At 50.5% G+C, this 19,436-nt stretch carries 18 protein-coding genes (1 of these 18 cut by a window edge); 15 read left to right on the top strand and 3 right to left on the bottom strand.

Going from position 1 to position 19,436, the window contains the following annotated elements; all coding sequences use genetic code 11:
- Nucleotides 1-95: 95 nt before the first annotated feature.
- The gene (locus tag ACLIN2_RS27125) at nucleotides 96-809 is read left to right on the top strand and encodes a hypothetical protein (protein ID WP_411502664.1); all 714 of its coding nucleotides are present in this window, start codon (nucleotides 96-98) and stop codon (nucleotides 807-809) included.
- A gap of 127 nt (nucleotides 810-936) precedes the next feature.
- Nucleotides 937-2,649: a hypothetical protein gene (locus ACLIN2_RS27120; protein WP_411502663.1), complete on the top strand. Its 1,713-nt coding sequence runs from the start codon at nucleotides 937-939 to the stop codon at nucleotides 2,647-2,649.
- 52 nt (nucleotides 2,650-2,701) lie between these two features.
- Here the strand turns inward: ACLIN2_RS27120 and ACLIN2_RS27115 are convergent, their stop codons facing one another.
- Nucleotides 2,702-3,634 carry a flagellar hook assembly protein FlgD gene (locus tag ACLIN2_RS27115; protein WP_092275604.1) on the bottom strand — a complete coding sequence of 311 codons (933 nt, stop codon included), beginning with the start codon at nucleotides 3,632-3,634 and terminating at the stop codon, nucleotides 2,702-2,704.
- A 178-nt stretch (nucleotides 3,635-3,812) separates the two neighbouring features.
- Between ACLIN2_RS27115 and uvrB the strand changes: the two genes are divergently transcribed.
- The 4 genes from uvrB (at nucleotide 3,813) to ACLIN2_RS27095 (ending at nucleotide 9,808) form a co-directional block, all read left to right on the top strand.
- Nucleotides 3,813-5,789: an excinuclease ABC subunit UvrB gene (gene uvrB / locus ACLIN2_RS27110; protein ID WP_092275607.1), complete on the top strand. Its 1,977-nt coding sequence runs from the start codon at nucleotides 3,813-3,815 to the stop codon at nucleotides 5,787-5,789.
- 15 nt (nucleotides 5,790-5,804) lie between these two features.
- Complete coding sequence (gene uvrA, locus ACLIN2_RS27105) at nucleotides 5,805-8,672, top strand: excinuclease ABC subunit UvrA (RefSeq protein WP_411502662.1); 2,868 nt, start codon at nucleotides 5,805-5,807, stop codon at nucleotides 8,670-8,672.
- A 103-nt stretch (nucleotides 8,673-8,775) separates the two neighbouring features.
- Nucleotides 8,776-9,405: an HD domain-containing protein gene (locus tag ACLIN2_RS27100; protein WP_411502661.1), complete on the top strand. Its 630-nt coding sequence runs from the start codon at nucleotides 8,776-8,778 to the stop codon at nucleotides 9,403-9,405.
- 40 nt (nucleotides 9,406-9,445) lie between these two features.
- The gene (locus ACLIN2_RS27095; protein ID WP_092275618.1) at nucleotides 9,446-9,808 is read left to right on the top strand and encodes a phage holin family protein; all 363 of its coding nucleotides are present in this window, start codon (nucleotides 9,446-9,448) and stop codon (nucleotides 9,806-9,808) included.
- Nucleotides 9,809-10,043: 235 nt separating this feature from the next.
- Here ACLIN2_RS27095 and ACLIN2_RS27090 read toward each other — a convergent pair whose 3' ends face one another.
- Nucleotides 10,044-10,643 carry an accessory gene regulator ArgB-like protein gene (locus tag ACLIN2_RS27090; RefSeq protein ID WP_400588214.1) on the bottom strand — a complete coding sequence of 200 codons (600 nt, stop codon included), beginning with the start codon at nucleotides 10,641-10,643 and terminating at the stop codon, nucleotides 10,044-10,046.
- A gap of 28 nt (nucleotides 10,644-10,671) precedes the next feature.
- The gene (locus tag ACLIN2_RS27085) at nucleotides 10,672-12,015 is read right to left on the bottom strand and encodes a sensor histidine kinase (protein WP_400588215.1); all 1,344 of its coding nucleotides are present in this window, start codon (nucleotides 12,013-12,015) and stop codon (nucleotides 10,672-10,674) included.
- Nucleotides 12,016-12,252: 237 nt separating this feature from the next.
- Between ACLIN2_RS27085 and hprK the strand changes: the two genes are divergently transcribed.
- The 9 genes from hprK to hisF form a co-directional block, all read left to right on the top strand.
- Nucleotides 12,253-13,182, top strand: coding sequence for an HPr(Ser) kinase/phosphatase (gene hprK, locus ACLIN2_RS27080; RefSeq protein ID WP_092275627.1), 930 nt, complete (start codon nucleotides 12,253-12,255; stop codon nucleotides 13,180-13,182).
- A gap of 21 nt (nucleotides 13,183-13,203) precedes the next feature.
- Nucleotides 13,204-13,710, top strand: a complete 507-nt coding sequence (locus tag ACLIN2_RS27075) for an acyltransferase (RefSeq protein WP_122921930.1) — start codon at nucleotides 13,204-13,206, stop codon at nucleotides 13,708-13,710.
- A 206-nt stretch (nucleotides 13,711-13,916) separates the two neighbouring features.
- Complete coding sequence (locus ACLIN2_RS27070; protein WP_411502660.1) at nucleotides 13,917-15,092, top strand: ATP phosphoribosyltransferase regulatory subunit; 1,176 nt, start codon at nucleotides 13,917-13,919, stop codon at nucleotides 15,090-15,092.
- Nucleotides 15,093-15,095: 3 nt separating this feature from the next.
- A complete protein-coding gene (gene hisG / locus ACLIN2_RS27065; protein WP_092275636.1) occupies nucleotides 15,096-15,743 on the top strand; it encodes an ATP phosphoribosyltransferase in 648 nt (215 codons plus the stop codon).
- 25 nt (nucleotides 15,744-15,768) lie between these two features.
- Complete coding sequence (gene hisD / locus ACLIN2_RS27060; RefSeq protein WP_411502659.1) at nucleotides 15,769-17,067, top strand: histidinol dehydrogenase; 1,299 nt, start codon at nucleotides 15,769-15,771, stop codon at nucleotides 17,065-17,067.
- Nucleotides 17,064-17,663, top strand: a complete 600-nt coding sequence (gene hisB / locus ACLIN2_RS27055; protein ID WP_411502658.1) for an imidazoleglycerol-phosphate dehydratase HisB — start codon at nucleotides 17,064-17,066, stop codon at nucleotides 17,661-17,663. Before hisD ends, hisB begins: the two co-directional genes overlap by 4 nt.
- A 2-nt stretch (nucleotides 17,664-17,665) precedes the next feature.
- On the top strand, nucleotides 17,666-18,283 hold the full coding sequence (hisH, locus tag ACLIN2_RS27050; protein WP_122921926.1) for an imidazole glycerol phosphate synthase subunit HisH: 618 nt from the start codon (nucleotides 17,666-17,668) through the stop codon (nucleotides 18,281-18,283).
- Entirely contained in the window at nucleotides 18,280-19,017 is a 738-nt protein-coding gene (hisA, locus tag ACLIN2_RS27045; RefSeq protein ID WP_411502657.1) for a 1-(5-phosphoribosyl)-5-[(5-phosphoribosylamino)methylideneamino]imidazole-4-carboxamide isomerase, read from the top strand. The genes hisH and hisA overlap by 4 nt, the downstream gene beginning before the upstream one ends.
- Before the next feature lie 2 nt (nucleotides 19,018-19,019).
- A protein-coding gene (gene hisF, locus ACLIN2_RS27040) for an imidazole glycerol phosphate synthase subunit HisF (RefSeq protein ID WP_301170524.1) crosses the window boundary here: on the top strand, nucleotides 19,020-19,436 show its 5' portion. The gene runs 342 nt beyond the window's last position; 417 of the gene's 759 nt are visible here — the first part of the coding sequence; it begins with the start codon at nucleotides 19,020-19,022; its stop codon lies off the right edge, out of view.

Below are 19,436 nucleotides of genomic sequence, written 5' to 3'. Positions count from 1 at the left end.
AGTGACGATTACGTCGCTCCCGCTTTTGTGTACTGGGAACTACCTGGGAACAAACGTAACGTGGTAAAATTTGGTTAATTGGAAAGAGAGTGAGAGTGATTCCTTTGAAGATAGCGGTTGTCCTGGTGTGTTTCTCATTACTTTTGGGAAATATCCAGACGCAAATAAAACAAGATTCAGATAAAAATGGGAACTGCGTGAACAAATTGTCTGAGTACGATGGCTTTATCATGTGGGACAGCCTAGAGTACGGAAAAAGCTATCATTCAGAAACGAACGGATTAATTCGCGATCTTAAAGTGGGGGAAGTAAGATTTACGATGGCAGGAATGGTTTGCCTAGGGTACCAAATGAAGAACGGAGATGCAACGCTCGCACCAATAGGCACTCCTATTTATCGTGTAAAGGGTTATTCCGAGAAATTCAGATTACTTGTAGGCGATGATTTGTATGAAGTAAGGCATAATCCTGATGCGTATTCGCTCGGAGACTTATTTGATATCAAAGGAAAAGTTTTTAAAGTTACTTTGGAAACTGATGAAGAGAATCCGATCATAAAGGATTTTACAGATGACGCTTCAAAGCAGTTCATGGAGGAGCTACTCAAACTAAAATACGTTGGATTTCAACAAGTATATAATTCAAGGGGTGGTCTTAGCGGAGAAAAGTATTTTATTAGAATATACCTTCAGGATCGTTCCAGTGTACTGATTTCTTATTGGATAGATGAGAACGTTCTGACTCCAGGAGTGTATGGCAATGAAGTCACTCAAAATATCGTAAGGAGTCAGATAGATTCACTCCCGTAAGGACTAAACGAGTAGAAGCTGAATGCATGAAATCTTCAATAGAATTTTTTTTGCGGAATAGCACGTTTATTCAGAAACAAAAACCGCGATCGTGCGTCTCAACCTTAGAGGAAAAAAGAGGGAGTGAATGTTGATCGTGGGAATGCTTCGTAAACCTGCCCTGTGTGTACTTACCAGTGCGCTAGCGGCTGTCAGTCTTTATACTTCACCGATGATGCCGACACCTTATGCAAAAGCAGAAAATCTTGCGCCAAGTACGCTTGCAGCTGCTGCAGCTGTACCTGTTCCAGTTGAAGTGGCCAAAGGCGTCCAGCAGCTTGTACGGCTGATTCCGGAATTATCCCAACGCATTGTGTCATTCGGTGGAGATGTCGATGGGCCTGGAGTAAGCGGTGTTCAAGTCATATTTGCAGCAACGGCAGCAGATAAAGAAACGTCCACGGATCGAGCTATATTTGATCCAACGACAGGGAAGTTGCTGAATCTGAATCTGCAGTCGAAAGCAGCACAAAAGCCCGTCGCCATGACTGATGAGCAGGCAAGAACCAAGGCATCCGCATTTGTAGCAGGCTTGCAAGCAGGCGGCAGCGCATACCAGCCAAAAGAAATTACCCGTGAGTCCTCGCTCACGACAGTCCGACTGGTGAGGACCGTAAACAACGTGGTCTTAGATGACGCCTATGACGCTTTCGTTTCCTTCGATGCTGCAGGCAGAATCATTTCCTTTCGGATGTTTGATGGCAGGCTTTATGAAAAAATAAGCTTGAGCGCTCTCCCTTCCGCCAATCGTGTCATATCCGCTCAGCAAGCCGTGGAAAAGTACAAGGAAAGCCATCCATTGGAGCTCATCTATTTACTCCCTAGCCAATACAGTTTGGGCAACCCAGTTCAAGCCAAACTGACCTACGTAGTCAAAGATGGCGTCATCACACAGTCGCATACGGGCAGTGCGCTGGATGCCTTTACGGGTAAACGATTGGGCAATCCGTCTCCTGCTCAGCTGCAGCCTGTGAAAACGATTGCGGTGAACGGAACAGGAGAAAAGTGGGTGGCTCAGTCAGAGGCGCAAGCGAAAGACATCGTGCGGAAACTGCTGCGCGTGGAGCCTGAGAAGCTGCCTTTGGCAACCTACACGGAAGCATACGGCGATGGGCAGGAGCGGCGCCTGTATATTTGGGGACATTTTGCAGAGGGAACGGCCGATCAGGACAAGAGGTTTCAAATGGGGCAAATCCCTGCGGGTGTAAAAGCGAATGAACGCCTGCATGTTCTCGTGGAGACAGACGCTACAACGGGCCAGCTGCTTCGACTCGAGATGAGCGATGGCACCAGTGTCAGCGCGAAGACAGATAAAGCAAGGGACTGGAGCGCAGCGGAAGCGACACTGAAACGCCTCCTGCCTACAGGAACCAGCCAGGTACGTGTGCGAGATGTGGGGAATGACCAATCCACGCTGATCACCGCCGATCTGATGATCAATGGACTCCCCGTCTATCAAGCCGACCAGATTGTAGAGGATGGCATGTATTCGCTGCGCGTGGATTCCGCTACGGGAAAAGTGATTCAGATTCAAATGAACAGGCCAACAGAAATCATCGCCCCTGCCCGAACAAAGGCACTGATGGAGCAAGGGGCCGTCGAACGCTTGCTGAAGGCGTACCCGCTGGAGCTCACGTATATTCACCAGACGGATTTGCAGTCAGGGGCCATTTCGTGGAAGCTGGGATACGACCTTTCTTTCCGCCAGACGAGAGCGCATTGCTTCTGTGGGGTAGAGAGCAAGGTTGATCTCACTGTTCATCTGGATGCAGTGACAGGGCAGGTCATCGTAAAAGAATAGAGAACAAAAAATCCGCGCTCATCCTGAGGGAAGAGGGCGGATTTTGTTTGGTTTAAACGGCTTTCGCTTCGTAGCCGGTAATTTGACTGAGGGACACTTTCTTTCCATCCTCCAGCACGAATTCGACCAGTCCGTTTTTCATGCTGACGGCTTGGATCACACCATTTAGGCTGTTTGTAGAAGTGCTTCCGTCAGTGTTGGTTTGAGGATCATTGTAAGTAATGGTGTAACCAATCATCTGGGCGTACTGCAGGGAATTGCTCATTGCCTGGTTATCCGGCTTGACGCTCATCCCCACGATCTCATCCAGCTTCACAGTATTGCCGTTGTCCAGCGTGAATAGGGCCGTGCCATCCTTCATGCTAAAGCCTGTGATCACGGCATTTTTGACTTCGTCGACGGTAGTGACATCGTCTGTTGTAGCCGGGTTTCCATCTTTGTCGACCTGCGTGGTCGCTTTATAGGAGATGGTATTGCCGATCATATCCATGTATTTCAGGCTGCTGTCCAGTGCATTTCCGGTCATGCCCTGCGACTCCAGCCCCTTAATGTCTGCCAGCGGGATCGGGTTCGATTCGTTCTCGAGACGGAAGTAGATCTTGCCATTGTCCATATAGACAGCTTGGATGACGCCTTCTTTGGTTTCTGTAGAGGTATCACCGGTAATTTCATCAGCGGTGGTCAGTTCATAGGTAGCCGTTCTACCGACCAGAGACTCGTATTTTTCCAAGGTGAGCATGCTGTTGTTGGATTGTTCCATCAAGCTTGCCATCCGTGTCATTTTTTCCACCATGGTCATCATGCTCGTCTGTTGAATAAACTGTGAGTTATCCATTGGAGACATGGGATCCTGGTTTTTCAGCTGCTCCAGCAGAAGCTTCATGAACGCATTGTTATCGAGCTCCGTGGAGAATTCCTTTTTTCCTTTATAACTGAGGTGGGAAGGCACCATTGAGCTATTGCTTACTGTAGTGTTATCAGACATGTCGAGACTCCCTTCCTGTACGGGTCTTTCCGTGCGGGCATGTTCTTCCACTATCAGTATCGGAAAAAGGGTGCGACGGGTAAAGACAAACATTTGTTCGAATTTCGGCTTATTTTTGTACGTATTGTGTTATAATGGAAATAGATAACCTTTTTGTAATGAGGAGATGAACGAGGGAATGGAGCGTTTTGAATTGGTATCGGAGTATCAGCCGTCCGGTGATCAGCCGACTGCCATAGCTGAACTGGTGGCTGGTATTCAGGCAGGCAAGAGGCACCAGACCCTCTTGGGTGCGACAGGTACGGGAAAGACCTTTACGGCAGCCCAGGTGATTGCTCAGGTGAACAAGCCGACGTTGGTCATGGCGCATAACAAGACGCTGGCGGCACAGTTGTGTGCAGAGTTCAAGGAGTTTTTTCCGAACAATGCCGTTGAATATTTCGTCAGCTACTACGATTACTATCAGCCAGAAGCATACATTCCCCAATCGGATACGTTTATTGAAAAAGACTCCAGCATCAACGACGAGATCGACAAGCTGCGCCACTCGGCGACCAGCGCTTTGTTCGAGCGTCGGGATGTCATCATTGTCGCTTCTGTTTCGTGCATTTACGGCTTGGGTTCTCCTGAGGAATATCGGGAGCTGCTCTTGTCCTTGCGCGTCGGAATGGAAAAGGGCCGTGACGAGATCCTGCATCGACTGGTCGACATCCAATACAACCGCAATGACATCAATTTCATCCGCGGTACATTTCGGGTTCGCGGAGACGTCGTTGAGATATTCCCGGCCTCACAGAGCGAGCAGGCCATTCGCGTAGAGTTTTTCGGAGATGAAATCGAGCGGATCACAGCCATCGATGTACTGACCGGAGAGATCCTGGGCCAGCGTGATCATGTCGCGATTTTTCCAGCGTCCCACTATGTGACGCGGGAAGAAAAAATGAAGCTCGCTGTACAGAGCATCGAGGCGGAGCTGGAAAAGCGTTTGGCCGAGCTGCGCGAAGCAGGAAAGCTCCTCGAAGCCCAGCGGCTGGAGCAGCGCACGCGCTACGACGTGGAAATGATGCTCGAGATGGGCTTCTGCTCTGGGATCGAAAACTACTCCCGCCATTTGACGGGCTTACCGGAGGGGCATGCGCCGTATACCCTCATTGATTATTTTCCGGATGATTTCCTCCTCATGATGGATGAGTCTCACATGACCTTGCCGCAGGTTAGGGCGATGTACAACGGAGACCGTGCGCGCAAAGAAGTGCTGGTCGAGCACGGCTTTCGTCTGCCTTCCGCCAAGGACAACCGACCGCTCACCTTTGCGGAGTTCGAAGCCAAGATCAAGCAGGCCGTTTACATTTCCGCTACACCTGGTCCGTATGAAATGGAGCATTGCTCGGAATTTGTACAGCAAGTGATTCGGCCGACCGGTCTGGTCGACCCAACGATCTCGGTGCGTCCGATCAAAGGCCAGATTGACGACCTCATCGGAGAGATTCAGGCGACGATTGCCAAAGACGAGCGCGTACTGGTGACGACTCTTACGAAAAAGATGTCGGAGGACTTGACGGACTACTTGAAAGAAGTGGGGATCAAGGTACGCTACCTCCACTCCGATATTAAAACGATCGAACGGATGCAGATTTTACGTTCGCTGCGCTTGGGTGAATTCGATGTTCTGGTCGGGATCAATCTGCTGCGGGAAGGTTTGGACCTCCCCGAGGTATCCTTGGTGGCGATTCTCGATGCTGACAAGGAAGGCTTCCTGCGCAACGAACGTTCCCTGATTCAGACGATTGGCCGTGCTGCGCGAAACGCGGAAGGACGCGTGATCATGTACGCGGACAAAATGACGGACTCGATGACCGCCGCTATCCGGGAGACAGAGCGCAGACGTTCCATCCAGGAGGCGTACAATGAAGAGCATGGCATTACGCCGCAAACGGTGAAGAAGGCTGTTCGCGACGTGATTGAAGCGACCAAGGTGGCAGAAGAAAAAGCGGATTACCTGCCACACGAAGAATTCAAGAAGATGCCTAAGAAAGACCGCCTAACGGTGATTGCACGTATGGAAGAAGAAATGAAAGAAGCGGCCCGCAACCTCATGTTCGAACGCGCGGCGGAATTGCGCGACTTGGTACTTGAGCTGAAGGCCGAACTCTAAGGAGAGATTTTTTTCATGCCATTGGAACATATTGTGGTAAAGGGTGCACGTGCCCATAACCTGAAAAATATTGATGTGGTGATCCCGAGGGATAAATTCGTTGTATTGACGGGTTTGTCCGGCTCGGGGAAGTCTTCTCTTGCCTTTGATACGATTTATGCGGAGGGTCAACGCCGCTACGTTGAGTCCCTCTCTGCCTATGCCCGTCAATTTCTCGGGCAGATGGACAAGCCGGATGTCGACTCGATCGAGGGCCTCTCGCCAGCGATTTCCATCGACCAGAAAACGACCAGCCGCAACCCGCGTTCCACAGTAGGAACGGTTACGGAGATTTACGACTACCTGCGTCTTCTGTATGCCCGTGTAGGGAGAGCTGTCTGTCCGGATCACGGTATCGAGATTCAGTCCCAAACCGTCGAGCAGATGGTGGATCGCGTGATGGAATATCCGGAGCGTACGCGCATGCAAATCCTGGCCCCTATGGTGCAAGGGAGAAAAGGCGAGCACGTAAAGCTGCTGGAAGACATCCGCAAGCAAGGCTTTGTTCGCGTGCGCGTAAATGGAGAGATTCGCGATCTTTCGGAAGATATTAAGCTGGAAAAAAATAAAAAACACAACATCGAAGTAGTAGTGGATAGGATCGTCGTCAAACCTGATGTGCAGTCCCGGCTGGCTGACTCGCTGGAAACGGCATTGCGCCTGGCGGATGGCAAAGTCATCGTCGACGTAATGGAGCAGGAGGAACTGCTTTTCAGTGAAAAGCACGCTTGCCCGGTCTGCGGTTTTTCCATCGGGGATCTCGAGCCGCGCATCTTCTCGTTTAACAGTCCGTTCGGCGCATGCTCGGAGTGTGACGGTTTGGGTGTGAAGCTGGAGGTGGACCCGGACATGGTCGTTCCAGATGCGACCAAGACCCTGCATGACGGCGCGATCGGGGCGTGGGAGCCGAAGTCCTCCACGTACTATCAGCAATTGCTGGAGTCGGCTTGCCGTCACTTCGGCATTCGCATGGACCTGCCCTATGAAGAGCTGCCAGCTGAGCAGAGACAGATTTTGATGTACGGCAGTATGGGAGAAAAGATTGAATTCCGCTATGAAAACGAATTTGGTCAAGTGCGTGAAGCAGTCGTACCTTATGAAGGGGTCATCCCAAATCTGCAGCGCCGCCATCTGGAAACCAGCTCGGATTACATCCGCGAGCAAATTGAAGGATTTATGAGCCAAAAGCCATGTCCAGTCTGCAAAGGACAGCGTTTGCGCCAGGAAAGCCTCGCGGTAAAAGTCGGGGAACGGAGCATTTCGGAGCTGACGACTCTGTCGATCATGGATGCCCATCAATTTGTGGATGGCCTGGAGTTGAGCGAAAGAGAAACGAAGATTGCCAACCTGATCGTGAAAGAGATCAAGGCGCGTCTCAACTTCCTGATCGATGTCGGTCTGGATTATTTGACCTTAAGTCGGGCAGCCGGAACCCTTTCAGGTGGGGAAGCGCAGCGGATTCGTTTGGCGACGCAGATTGGCTCCAGTTTAATGGGAGTTCTCTATATTTTGGACGAACCGAGTATTGGCTTGCACCAGCGGGATAATGCGCGACTGATCAAAACGCTGGAGCATATGACCAAGCTGGGCAATACGCTGATCGTTGTGGAGCATGACGAAGATACAATGATGGCTTGTGACTACATCATCGATATCGGTCCAGGAGCGGGAATTCACGGCGGTCAGGTGATCGCGGCAGGCACTCCCGATGAAGTGATGAAGAATCCCGATTCACTTACGGGCGCTTATTTGAGCGGACGCAAGTTTATCCCGGTGCCGATGGAGCGCCGCAAGCCTTCTGACAAATGGATCAAGATCGAGGGAGCCAAAGAAAACAACCTCAAGGGTGTCAATGCGAAGATTCCGCTGGGGATGTTCGTAGCCGTAACAGGAGTCTCTGGCTCTGGAAAAAGTACGCTGATCAACGAGATTTTGCAAAAGACACTGGCACGTGATCTGAACGGGGCCAAGGTCAAGCCAGGGGAGCATCGGCGCATCGTCGGACTGGAGCATCTAGACAAAGTAGTCGATATCGATCAGTCGCCGATCGGACGTACCCCTCGTTCCAACCCGGCTACGTACACAGGTGTATTCGACGATATTCGCGATCTGTTTGCTTCTACCAATGAGGCGAAGGTGCGCGGCTACAAAAAGGGCCGCTTCAGCTTCAACGTCAAAGGCGGGCGCTGCGAAGCGTGCAGCGGGGACGGGATCATCAAGATCGAGATGCACTTTTTGCCTGATGTGTACGTACCATGCGAGGTATGTCACGGTAAGCGGTATAACCGGGAAACACTCGATGTGAAATACAAAGGCAAGAGCATCGCTGACGTGCTGGAAATGACGATTGAGGATGCTGTGGAGTTTTTCCGCAATCTGCCGAAAATCGAGCGCAAGCTGCAAACCATCGTGGATGTAGGCTTGGGGTACATGAAGCTGGGGCAGCCGGCGACTACCCTATCCGGTGGGGAGGCACAGCGCGTCAAGCTGGCTTCTGAGCTCTATCGCCGCAGCACAGGACGCACGATGTACATTCTCGATGAGCCGACGACAGGTTTGCATACGGATGATATTGACCGGCTGTTGAAGGTCCTGCAGCGACTCGTGGAGAACGGGGATACGGTGCTCGTGATTGAACACAATCTCGATGTCATCAAAACGGTCGATTATATCATTGACCTGGGACCAGAGGGCGGTACCCGTGGTGGAGATATCGTCGGTACGGGTACACCTGAAGAGGTATCCGAGCTTACAGGCTCGTACACCGGAAAGTATCTGCGACCGATCCTCGAGAGAGACCGTTCCCGAACAGCGGCAAGAATGGAACAATTGGTCTCCAAATAAAATAATAAGAAGAGAAAGAGGGGCGAACTCGAGTGACTGGGACCGCCCCTTTTTCTGTCAGGGAATGATGAGCTTCTCTGGGCTTCGCGGAAGGGAGCAGCAAATGGATTATCGCAAGGCTTGTTTGGATCGTTTGCCACAAGGATTAGTCGAAGTAGCACGAAGTCACTTTGACGGACAGGACCCTGCTCACGACTGGCAGCACAATCTTCGGGTAATGGCGATGTGTGAGCGCATCGGTAGAGAAGAAGGCGCGGATCTGATGATTCTCGGCTTGGGGGCGCTCCTGCACGACGTCGGACGGGCGGAGGAGCGACGGACAGGGGAGTGTCATGCGCAAATCAGTGCCCGGTCAGCAGAAGTCCTTTTGCGTGAAGAAGGGCTCTCTGACAGCATTATCACGCGTGTGCAGGCTGTCATTCTCGCGCATCGCTTTCGCAAGGACCGTCCACCTGTTACGATTGAAGAGAAGGTCTTGTTTGACGCAGACAAGCTCGATTCCATCGGGGCCATTGGAGTAGCGCGTGCTTTTGCCTACTCAGGCGTATTGGGTCAAGTGATTCAATCGGACCAAGAGGAACAGCATACCCCTTTAAAAGAGTATGAGTGGAAGCTTCAGCGCATCAAAGACAGGCTGTATACGCAAACGGCACGGGATATCGCCTTGGAGAGGCACCGATTTATGACGATGTTTTTTGAACAGTGGAAAGAAGAAGTGCAAGGCAACCGATAATACAAACAGAACAAAATTTGACGGGGAAGGGGAGCTGAGCATGTTTCGTTGGGTTATCAAGCTGCTTTTAAACGGAGGCGCCCTGCTTTTGATTGGCAACTGGTTTCAATCCATCCAAATTAACAGCTACGGGGTTGCAGTCTTGGCTGCATTGATTTTGGGTATCGTCAACTCGATTATTCGCCCGATCCTGACTTTTTTCACCATGCCATTAACGATCTTGACACTGGGTCTTTTCTGGTTTGTGATCAATGCGTTGACGTTTTCGTTGACGGCTTACTTCATCAATGGTTTCGAAGTAGGGCCATGGCCTGACAATATCGGTATTGTCATCATTGCGGCTGCACTCATGAGTGTGTTTGGGTGGCTGATTGATTGGGTAGTCAGCAAAACGAAGAAGTAGCTGGCGGAAACAAACAAAAAACCCGTGTCTCTCGCGTAGAGTGGACACGGGTTATCTTATGTAACCAGCTGCCGGAACTATTTGTCGTTAGCTTGGGCGTTCTCTTCTCGTAGATGAGGCGGAATAGGCTCGTAGAGAACCCCAACCTTTAGCACACCAATCAAGTTTAATGATGATAATAGAGCAAAAAAACTACCAAGAATCACCTGAAATTTTTTCACTGACAATCACCCTCTCAAATTGTTTTTTCCAAACGTGCAAGTAGTCGGAATGAACTCGGCATGAGAAGAACAGATTGTAAGAGAATCGCAAATGTGTAGGTCATGGAGAGCTGATAGGTATATCCTACCAAAATGATCGAAATTGTGCAACCTATTAGAATCATTATTAGGATCATAAGTCTATTTCTTTGCTGGATGGCAGGTTTATCTGGTGCATAGGTATGGGCAGCAGGTGCGTGTCGATAGTTGACCCCGAACGAAAGTCCCGAGACGGCAAGAATAAACAACTGGGCGTACGGTGCTGACAAGAGGGGGAAATGCTTAATAAGGAAGCCTCCTGCCAGCATGAGCACCAGCGTGGCAAGAAGGCAGGTCCATGGGCTGCGCAAATGCACACCGCCTGTGATCGTTCGGAAAAAGTAAAAGAAAGCAAAGAAAAAAATAACCTCTTTGAATAGATTGAGAAAAAAGGAGCCCAAGCATATGGCAACTAGACCGACGAGATTGAAAAGGAAAATTTCAATACCATGAGCAAGCGTGCCAACGGAATAGGGCATTTCCTCTGTTTTTAAACGCTGTGCGAGACGCATCGATACTTTTTCCAACCCTGTCATGCTTTGGCCTCCCTATATATCTCATCAACTATCGAGCTAGAAAGGAAATTCGAAAACGGGTGACGCCATCCTCTGAGCGCACATGGATTTTGCCGCCGTAACGATCGGTAACAGTTTTGACGATAACGAGGCCGAGTCCGCCATCCCCGTCTTTTTTGGTGGTATAGCCTGATTGGAAGATAGCAGAAAGCTTGTCCTTGGGAATGGTAGGCCCGCTATTTTCAATCATCAGGTATTGCTCATTTTCTGAGTGGCCCCATTCTACACGGATAAAACGATTCTCCTCCAATTCGTAAGAGGTTGCTCGAATGGCGTTATCAAAGAGATTTCCCAATACCTTGATGAGGTCGTAAGTCTTGATTTGCGAGAATTGATTCACTGTTGTGATGTTCATCGAAAGAGAGATGCGTTCGGCGTAACATACCTCCATTTTAGACTGCAATAGGGAAGAGACCGCCGGATTCTTGATGTTCTCCAATGCTTGCGAGCTTGTATCCATTTTCTTTTCGCCAGACACGGTTTCTTGTAGCAGCTGTTCTACATACTCTTTCGCCAAATCCACGTATCCCTTCTTAAGAAAGCCATTAATAGCCGTGTAATGGTTTAAACAATCATGCTTGATGGACCGAATGGCTGTCATCAAATCATGGATACTGCTTAAATAGGGGGTGCCCGTTTCTTCTTCTACACGATTGATCGTTAGGTTCAGATAAATGCGGAACAAGATTACGATGATAATAAAAAGGGCCAAAATCAAGATTTGGATGATCATTTGGGACTTGAGCGAATACATGATCATAGAGCTAGTATTGTTATCACGCAAAATAAAGGACGTGTTCAAAAACAGAATCAAAAGAAATTCAATACTGCCGACTAGGACTAGCAAAAAGAGATAACGATTGTATCGATTTTGCGGCAATAAACGTGTAATGTCGAATTTGGAGATCCGCAAACAAAGGGCTAGCAGAGCGAAATTTCCTAGATAGAACGATCGGATTGTGATCGTTTGTATCGTTGTCGAGAGCATTTGTTCAAAATAGATTTGCTGACTGTTGTAAATCATAATGACCAACGATTCTGACAGGATCATAGCGCAAATAGCAGCCATACCCATAAACACTGATTTCAATATGTTGTAACGATAAAGAAACAAGAAAAAAAGAACGTAAACCAAATACATGAGCAATACCTTTGGTTGATAAGAAACCTCTAGATAAGAGAGAAGTTCCCCTGGAATCGAAACGATGATGGCAAACGACAAAGCTGCTTTCCATTTTTCAAAGACCGAGTGATTGAATAATGCCAAAGCGATCGTGAGCAGCAAGAAGGCTTCTGGTATGTCTACAAGTATAAATCGAAGTATGAAATCCAAAGTTTTGCCTCCCCTCAGTCCGAAATTCGGAGCGCGAATGATGTCAAATTAACTGTAACCTATGTAGTGCCTGCTACCAATACATTTTCTATCTTAAAAAATAACGAGAAAAATGTAAATGATACGACAATTTATGCCGATAAGAGGGCGGGGGTCAAAGGTTGTCGCGGCTAGGGAGCTTTCGTTACAATAGAAGCAAACAAACGGGACGGAAAATCCCAAGCTAGGGGGAATCTCATGAGAAAGACAAATGTTAGCCATCTCGCTGAACATTTCAATATGGCTGTATTAAGCGGCGAGGAAGGCTTGGGAAGAGAAATTACCGTAACCGACCTGAGCAGACCCGGCTTGCAGCTTGCAGGCTACTATTCTTACTACGCAGATGAGCGAATTCAACTCTTTGGTTTGACAGAGATCAATTTCTTTCAAACGTTAAATCGCGAGAAACGATTAGAGAGAATGACCTTTCTCATGCAAGGAAAGACGCCATGCTTTTGCGTGACGCGCAATCAACCGGTACCGGAGGAAATGATAGAGGTTTCAAATACATATGGTGTACCCGTCCTCCAGTCTCCGCTAGCTACCACTACACTCGTGGGGAAAATGACGAACTTCCTGGAGAACCGTCTGGCTCCGACTACGACGATCCACGGCGTTCTGACAGACATTTACGGTGTCGGAGTGCTGATTATGGGATCCAGTGGTATCGGGAAAAGTGAAGCGGCTTTGGAGCTGGTCAAGCGTGGACATCGCTTGGTCGCTGATGACGCGGTAGAGATCAGACAGACACAGGCAGGTCAATTAAGCGGGAGCGCGCCTGAACTGATCCAGCATCTGCTCGAAATCCGTGGAGTAGGCATTATTAACGTCATGACCATGTTCGGGGCAGGTGCGGTGCGCAATGTGAAGAACATCGAGATGGTCGTACAGCTCGAGCTTTGGGAGCCTCAAAAAATGTATGAGCGACTGGGATTAGATGAGGAAACACTGAAGATCATGGATACGGATATTCCGATTATTACGGTACCTGTTCGTCCTGGCCGAAATTTGGCGGTCATTATCGAGGTGGCGGCGATGAATTTCCGTTTGAAACGGATGGGGTATAATGCGGCGGTTCACTTCTCGCGTAAACAGTCGGATGCCATCCTGGAAGATTCCGATTTGTAGAGGGATGAAGGAGAGCAGCTCATGAGAAAGACGACACGTTATCCCGTTCATGGCGCCAATCCGTTGTGGCAGCTGTATCGGACGGTGAGCTTTTGGAAAGTCATGAAAAACTTTATCGTGATCCAGTTGGCGAGGTATACCCCTTTTTTATCATGGAAGAATTGGCTGTACCGCACCTTTCTGCGGATGGAGGTCGGCCCGCAAAGTGCTGTGGCCTTGATGGTCATGATGGACATCATGTTCCCCGAGCTGATTAAAATCGGCCGTAACTGCGTGATCGGGTACAATACGACGATTCTCGCCCATGAATATTTGGTGGAAGAGTACCGACTGGGTGAGGTTCGCATTGAGGACGGCGTTTTGGTTGGAGCCAATTCGACGATCCTGCCAGGGGTGACGATCGGCAAAGGAGCGATCGTGGCAGCTGGGACCGTTGTACACAAGGATGTGCCGCCGGGAGCTTTTGTCGGAGGAAATCCCATGCAGGTGATCCGGAATGGAAATGCGACTGGCGATGAACAGGAGTAAGAATAAAGCGAAATAAGAATGATAAAGGGAGGTGACTGTGTTGTAGGCAGAGCCTCCCTTTATTTGGTCATTTATCATTTGTGTATAATTTTCCAACTATTCTTATCTATGTTGACCATGTGGGCGGAACGTGGTACTCTTCTTCATAACACTTTAACTTACTACCATATTAGCAGAGTAAAGCGTAATCGATGGAGGGAAGTACGATGGCAAAGCCGTTGGGATTTGAAAAGCCGCTAGGGATGAGGGACATTTTGCCTGATTCATTGGCAAAACAACGGCATTTGGAGCGGTCGTTGCGCCAATGCATTGAACGTTGGGGATATGAAGAAATCTCCACGCCGTCCCTGGAGTATTACGATACTGTAGGAGCTGCCAGTGCGACGTTGACAGACCGAATGTTTCGCCTTTTGGATAAACAGGGACATACCGTGGTGTTGCGGCCGGATATGACGGCGCCGATCGCCCGCGTGGTTTCCTCCTTATATAAAGATGTTCCGTTGCCGCTCCGCCTGTTTTATCAGGCAAATGTCTTCCGCGCACAGGAAAAGGAAGCGGGACGGAATGCGGAATTTTTTCAGACTGGGATCGAATTGATCGGGGATGCTTCTGTGGATGCGGATGCCGAAGCGATTGCTCTTGCGGTATTTTGTTTGCGAGCTGTTGGCGTGGAGACTTTCCGTATTGCGATTGGACATGTGGACTTCGTCGATGGCCTGCTGGAGGAATGGTTCGAGGATGAATCGATCCGCAACCAGTTCCGTCAATACCTGGTGGAACGTGACTTCGTTGGATTCCGTCAGCTGCTTTCTACACTCGATATTGATCCTGCGGCAAAGGAGCGGCTGGAAGCTCTGCTGAGACTTCGCGGGGGCAAAGGGAAAATCGACGAGGCACGCTCGCTCACGGAAAACGGTAAAGCGAGACGTGCAGTGGAGACGATCGCATCTTTGTGGGAAGCGTTGGAGGCTTATGGCGTAACTGATGACTTACTGCTGGATTTCAACCTGATCATCAACTTGAATTATTACACGGGCGTTGTTTTCGAAGGGTATGCAGCTGACCTTGGCTCTCCGCTCTTGGGGGGAGGACGGTACGATCATCTGCTGGCGCAGTTTGGGCGCCCGGCGCACGCAACAGGCTTTGCGATTAAGATGGACCGGCTGCTGTTGGTAACACCTGTCATGGATGGTCCGCCTGTTACACGCATTCTTTTGTGCTATACAGAGGACCAGCGGACAGAGGCTTTGGCTGAGGCGCAATTGCTTCGGGAAGACGGACTCATCGTCGTGACAAGACTCGTGACAAATCAGGCAGAGGCTGCGACATTCCAGGGAGAAGCGTACAGCAAGGTCATTTGCTTGACGAAACAGGAGGAATAGGAAATGAGTTTTTCCGATAGCTCACAAAAATTGACGATCGCCATGCCAAAGGGGCGAATCTTTGAAGAGGCTGTCCACTTTTTGCAGCAGGCTGGCTTGCAGGTGACGGCAGAGCTTCAAGATTCTCGCAAGCTGGTGATACCTGTTGAAAATGCACGGCTGGAATTCATTTTGGCAAAACCTACGGATGTACCTACCTATGTCGAATACGGGGTGGCTGATGTTGGTGTGGTAGGGAAGGACGTACTGTTGGAAGAAGAACGGGATGTGTACGAGCTGCTCGACCTGCAGATCGGCTACTGCCGGATGATGGTAGCGGGCATGCCAGACTGGAAGCCGACCGACGCACCACGTGTAGCGACGAAATATCCGAAGATCGCCTCTCGTTATTTCCGCGAGCAGGGTCAGCAGGTGGAGGTTATCAAGCTGAATGGTTCCGTGGAGCTAGCGCCGATGATTGGGCTGGCGGACCGGATCGTCGATATCGTTTCGACAGGACGTACGTTAAAAGAAAACGGGCTCGTGGAGCTTGAGCATATTTGCGAGATCACGACGAGGTTGATTGCCAATCGGGCAAGCTACCGGATGAAGAGTGAAGCGGTGGATGATATTGCGAGCAAGTTCTTGGAAGTCATTCCGAAAAGATCGTAGAGAGAATGGGAGAGGTGAAATAACGATGCGCATTCTGTCAGCAAACCAATTTGATGGGAAACGCTCCGTAGATTCAGGTACCAAAGAGCAGCAGGAAGCAGTCAAAGCCATTCTTTCGGATGTGCGCCAGCGTGGAGATGAGGCCCTGCGTGATTATACCGAGCGCTTTGATCGTGTGCGTTTGGAGCAATTTCGAGTAAGCGAGGAGGAGTTTGCCGAAGCAGCTTCGCAAGTCTCCCCAGAGGTACGAGCTGCTCTGGAAGAAGCGGCGGAGAACATCAGGGATTTTCATCAAAGACAAGTGCGTCAATCGTGGTTCTCCACCAAGGAAAGCGGGACGTTGCTCGGGCAGATTATCCGTCCTTTGAAGCGTGCAGGTCTGTACGTGCCAGGGGGAACGGCTGCTTACCCGTCCAGTGTCCTGATGAATGCGATTCCGGCAAAAATTGCGGGAGTACCGGAAGTCGTGATTACGACACCACCTGGACGTGATGGCAAGATCAATCCAGCGATCCTCGTAGCTGCACAGATCGCCGGAGTAAAAGAGATTTATAAAGTGGGCGGTGCACAAGCGATTGCGGCTCTTACTTACGGAACCGAGCAAATCAAAGCAGTGGATAAGATTGTCGGTCCTGGAAACATTTTCGTGGCATTGGCGAAGCGGGAAGTGTTCGGACTGGTGAGCATCGATATGGTAGCGGGACCGAGCGAGATCGCTGTACTGGCTGATGAGACCGCCAACCCGCGTTACATAGCGGCTGACTTACTTTCGCAGGCAGAGCACGATCCGATGTCCGCAGCGATTCTCGTCACCACCTCCCAGGCAGTAGCGGAGTCCGTGGCACAGGAAGTGGAAAGACAGCTGGCAGAGCTGCCGCGCAAAGAGATTGCCGAAGCGGCGATTCGAGATTTCGGCGCGATTTTGGTCGTCAATGATCTGGAAGAAGGCTTTGCGGCAATCAACCGCATTGCTCCTGAGCATTTGGAAATCATGATTGCGGATCCATTTGAGCATCTGGGGAAAGTGGAAAACGCAGGGGCAATCTTCCTCGGGCCGTACAGCTCGGAGCCGGTAGGCGATTACTTTGCGGGAACGAACCACGTCATTCCGACCAACGGGACTGCCCGTTTCTCGTCTCCATTATCGGTGGATGATTTCATTAAAAAATCGAGTGTGGTTTCCTACAGCAAGCAAGACTTGCGTGAGAATGGACATAAAATTGTGGCGCTGGCCGAGCAGGAAGGTTTGGCGGCACACGGAAGAGCGATTACCGAACGGCTACGTGATTTTGATCGTGAAGAGCAGGAGCGTGACAGCAAATGAGTGAAATGCAGAAGCGAGCAGCACAGATTGAACGCAACACCAATGAGACGCAAATTGCCCTTTCCTTCGGGGTAGACGGAGCGGGAGAGAGCAAGCAGGATTCTGGCGTCCCTTTCCTCGACCATATGCTGGATCTGTTTACCAAGCACGGACATTTTGACCTGACCGTCAAGGCAAAAGGCGACATTGAAATCGACTATCACCATACGGTAGAAGACATCGGTATTTGTCTGGGGCATTCCTTGCGGGAAGCGTTAGGTGACAAAAAAGGCATCAAGCGCTACGGAAATGCATTTGTACCGATGGATGATGCACTGGCTCAGGTCGTCATCGACATCAGCAATCGGCCGCATCTGGAGTATCGGGCGACCTATCCGACAAACGTAGTCGGGCAATTTCCTACGGAGCTGGTACATGAGTTTTTGTGGAAATTTGCTTTGGAGGCCAGAATCAATCTTCACGTCATCCTGCACTACGGGCACAATACCCACCACATGATAGAAGCGATCTTCAAAGCACTTGGCCGCGCGCTGGATGAAGCGACGACGATTGACCCACGCGTAAAAGGGATTCCGTCTACCAAAGGGGTTTTGTAAACATGATCGGCATCATCGACTATGGCATGGGCAATCTGTATAGCTTGAGCAAAGCTTTGGAACGACTTGGTTACTCGTATGATTTCGTCTCCCAAGGGGAGCGTTTGAACGATTACAGCGGATTGATCATCCCGGGGGTCGGGGCGTTTGGCGATGCGATCGCGAACATTCGCGAGCTGGGGCTGGAGCAGCCGATTCACGACTACGCTGCAACAGGGCGTCCGATCCTGGGCATCTGCCTCGGGATGCAGCTCTTGTTTGGGAAAAGCACGGAGCACGGCGAGCATATCGGACTTGGGCTGCTTAGCGGGGAAGCGATCCGCTTTGTCGGGGACTACAAGATCCCGCATATGGGCTGGAATCAACTGCAGCTCACACAGGATCACTGGCTTTTGGAAGGTGTAAAGACGGGCGACTACGTCTATTTTGTGCACTCCTATCACGTGCGGGTGGGGCATCCGGAAGAGCTGCTGGCAACGAGTGACTACTATCAGGATGTCACTGCGATTGTAGGGAGAGGCAACGTGTACGGCATGCAGTTCCATCCGGAGAAGAGCGGGGAGACAGGAATGCAGCTGCTGCGCAACTTTGCCGTACAGTGTGAGGGGGTATTGGCGTGAGTTTCATCATTTATCCGGCGATTGATATTCGCGGAGGAAAATGCGTCCGATTGTTTCAGGGTGACTACGCACAGGAGACGGTCTACGCGGATTCCCCGCTGGAAATGGCAAAACGGTGGGTAGAGCAAGGGGCTTCCTGGGTACATCTGGTCGATCTGGATGGTGCAAAAGAGGGCAAGCCTGCAAACGCAGAGATCATTAAGGAAATAGCGCGTACGATTTCGGTCCCGGTTCAGGTAGGCGGTGGGATTCGCACGGAGCAGCAGATTGCTGATTATTTGGAAGCGGGTGTAGCCAGAGTCATCGTAGGGACTGCAGCGATTGAAGACGAGCCGTTTACCCAGCGCATTTTGCAAGCCTACGGGGACAAGATCGCGATTGGTCTGGATTGTCGCAATGGCATGGTTGCCACGCGCGGCTGGCTGAATACGACGGATGTATCTGCGATCGATTTGGCAAAACGTTTGGTATCGTACGGAGCGGAGACGTTCATTTATACAGACATTGCACGTGATGGCACGCTGACTGGTCCCAATGTCGAGGAAATCGCGGGGCTGGCTGTTGCGACAGGCAAGTCCGTGATCGCTTCCGGTGGGGTAAGCAACCTCGAGGATCTGCTGACACTCTCGACGCATGAGAAGGATGGCGTTTCTGGCGCTATCGTGGGAAAAGCGCTGTACACAGACGCATTCACCTTGGATGAAGCGCTGAATCGCATGAGGGAGAGTGTGTAACCATGTTGGCGAAACGAATCATTCCCTGCCTGGATGTGAAGGATGGCCGGGTGGTAAAAGGCGTTCAGTTTGTCGGTCTGCGTGATGCTGGGGATCCGGTAGAGCTTGCTAAAAAGTACAGTGAGGAGCGGGCGGATGAGCTCGTTTTTCTCGATATATCTGCTTCCCACGAAGGACGTAAAACGATGGTTGACGTCATCGAGCGTACGGCTGCCAACATCACGATTCCTTTTACAGTCGGGGGAGGCATCAATAGCGTCGAGGACATGAAGCGCATTTTGCGGGCAGGTGCGGACAAGATTTCCCTCAATACAGCGGCAGTCCTGCGTCCAGAGCTGATCGGCGAGGGAGCGACTGTATTCGGTTCGCAATGCATCGTCGTGGCAATCGATGCCCGAAACGTGGGAGGCGACCGCTGG

This window comes from Brevibacillus centrosporus (assembly GCF_046622605.1).
GTDB classification, from domain to species: Bacteria; Bacillota; Bacilli; order Brevibacillales; family Brevibacillaceae; genus Brevibacillus; species Brevibacillus centrosporus.
This window is presented reverse-complemented; position numbering and strand designations above follow the sequence as displayed.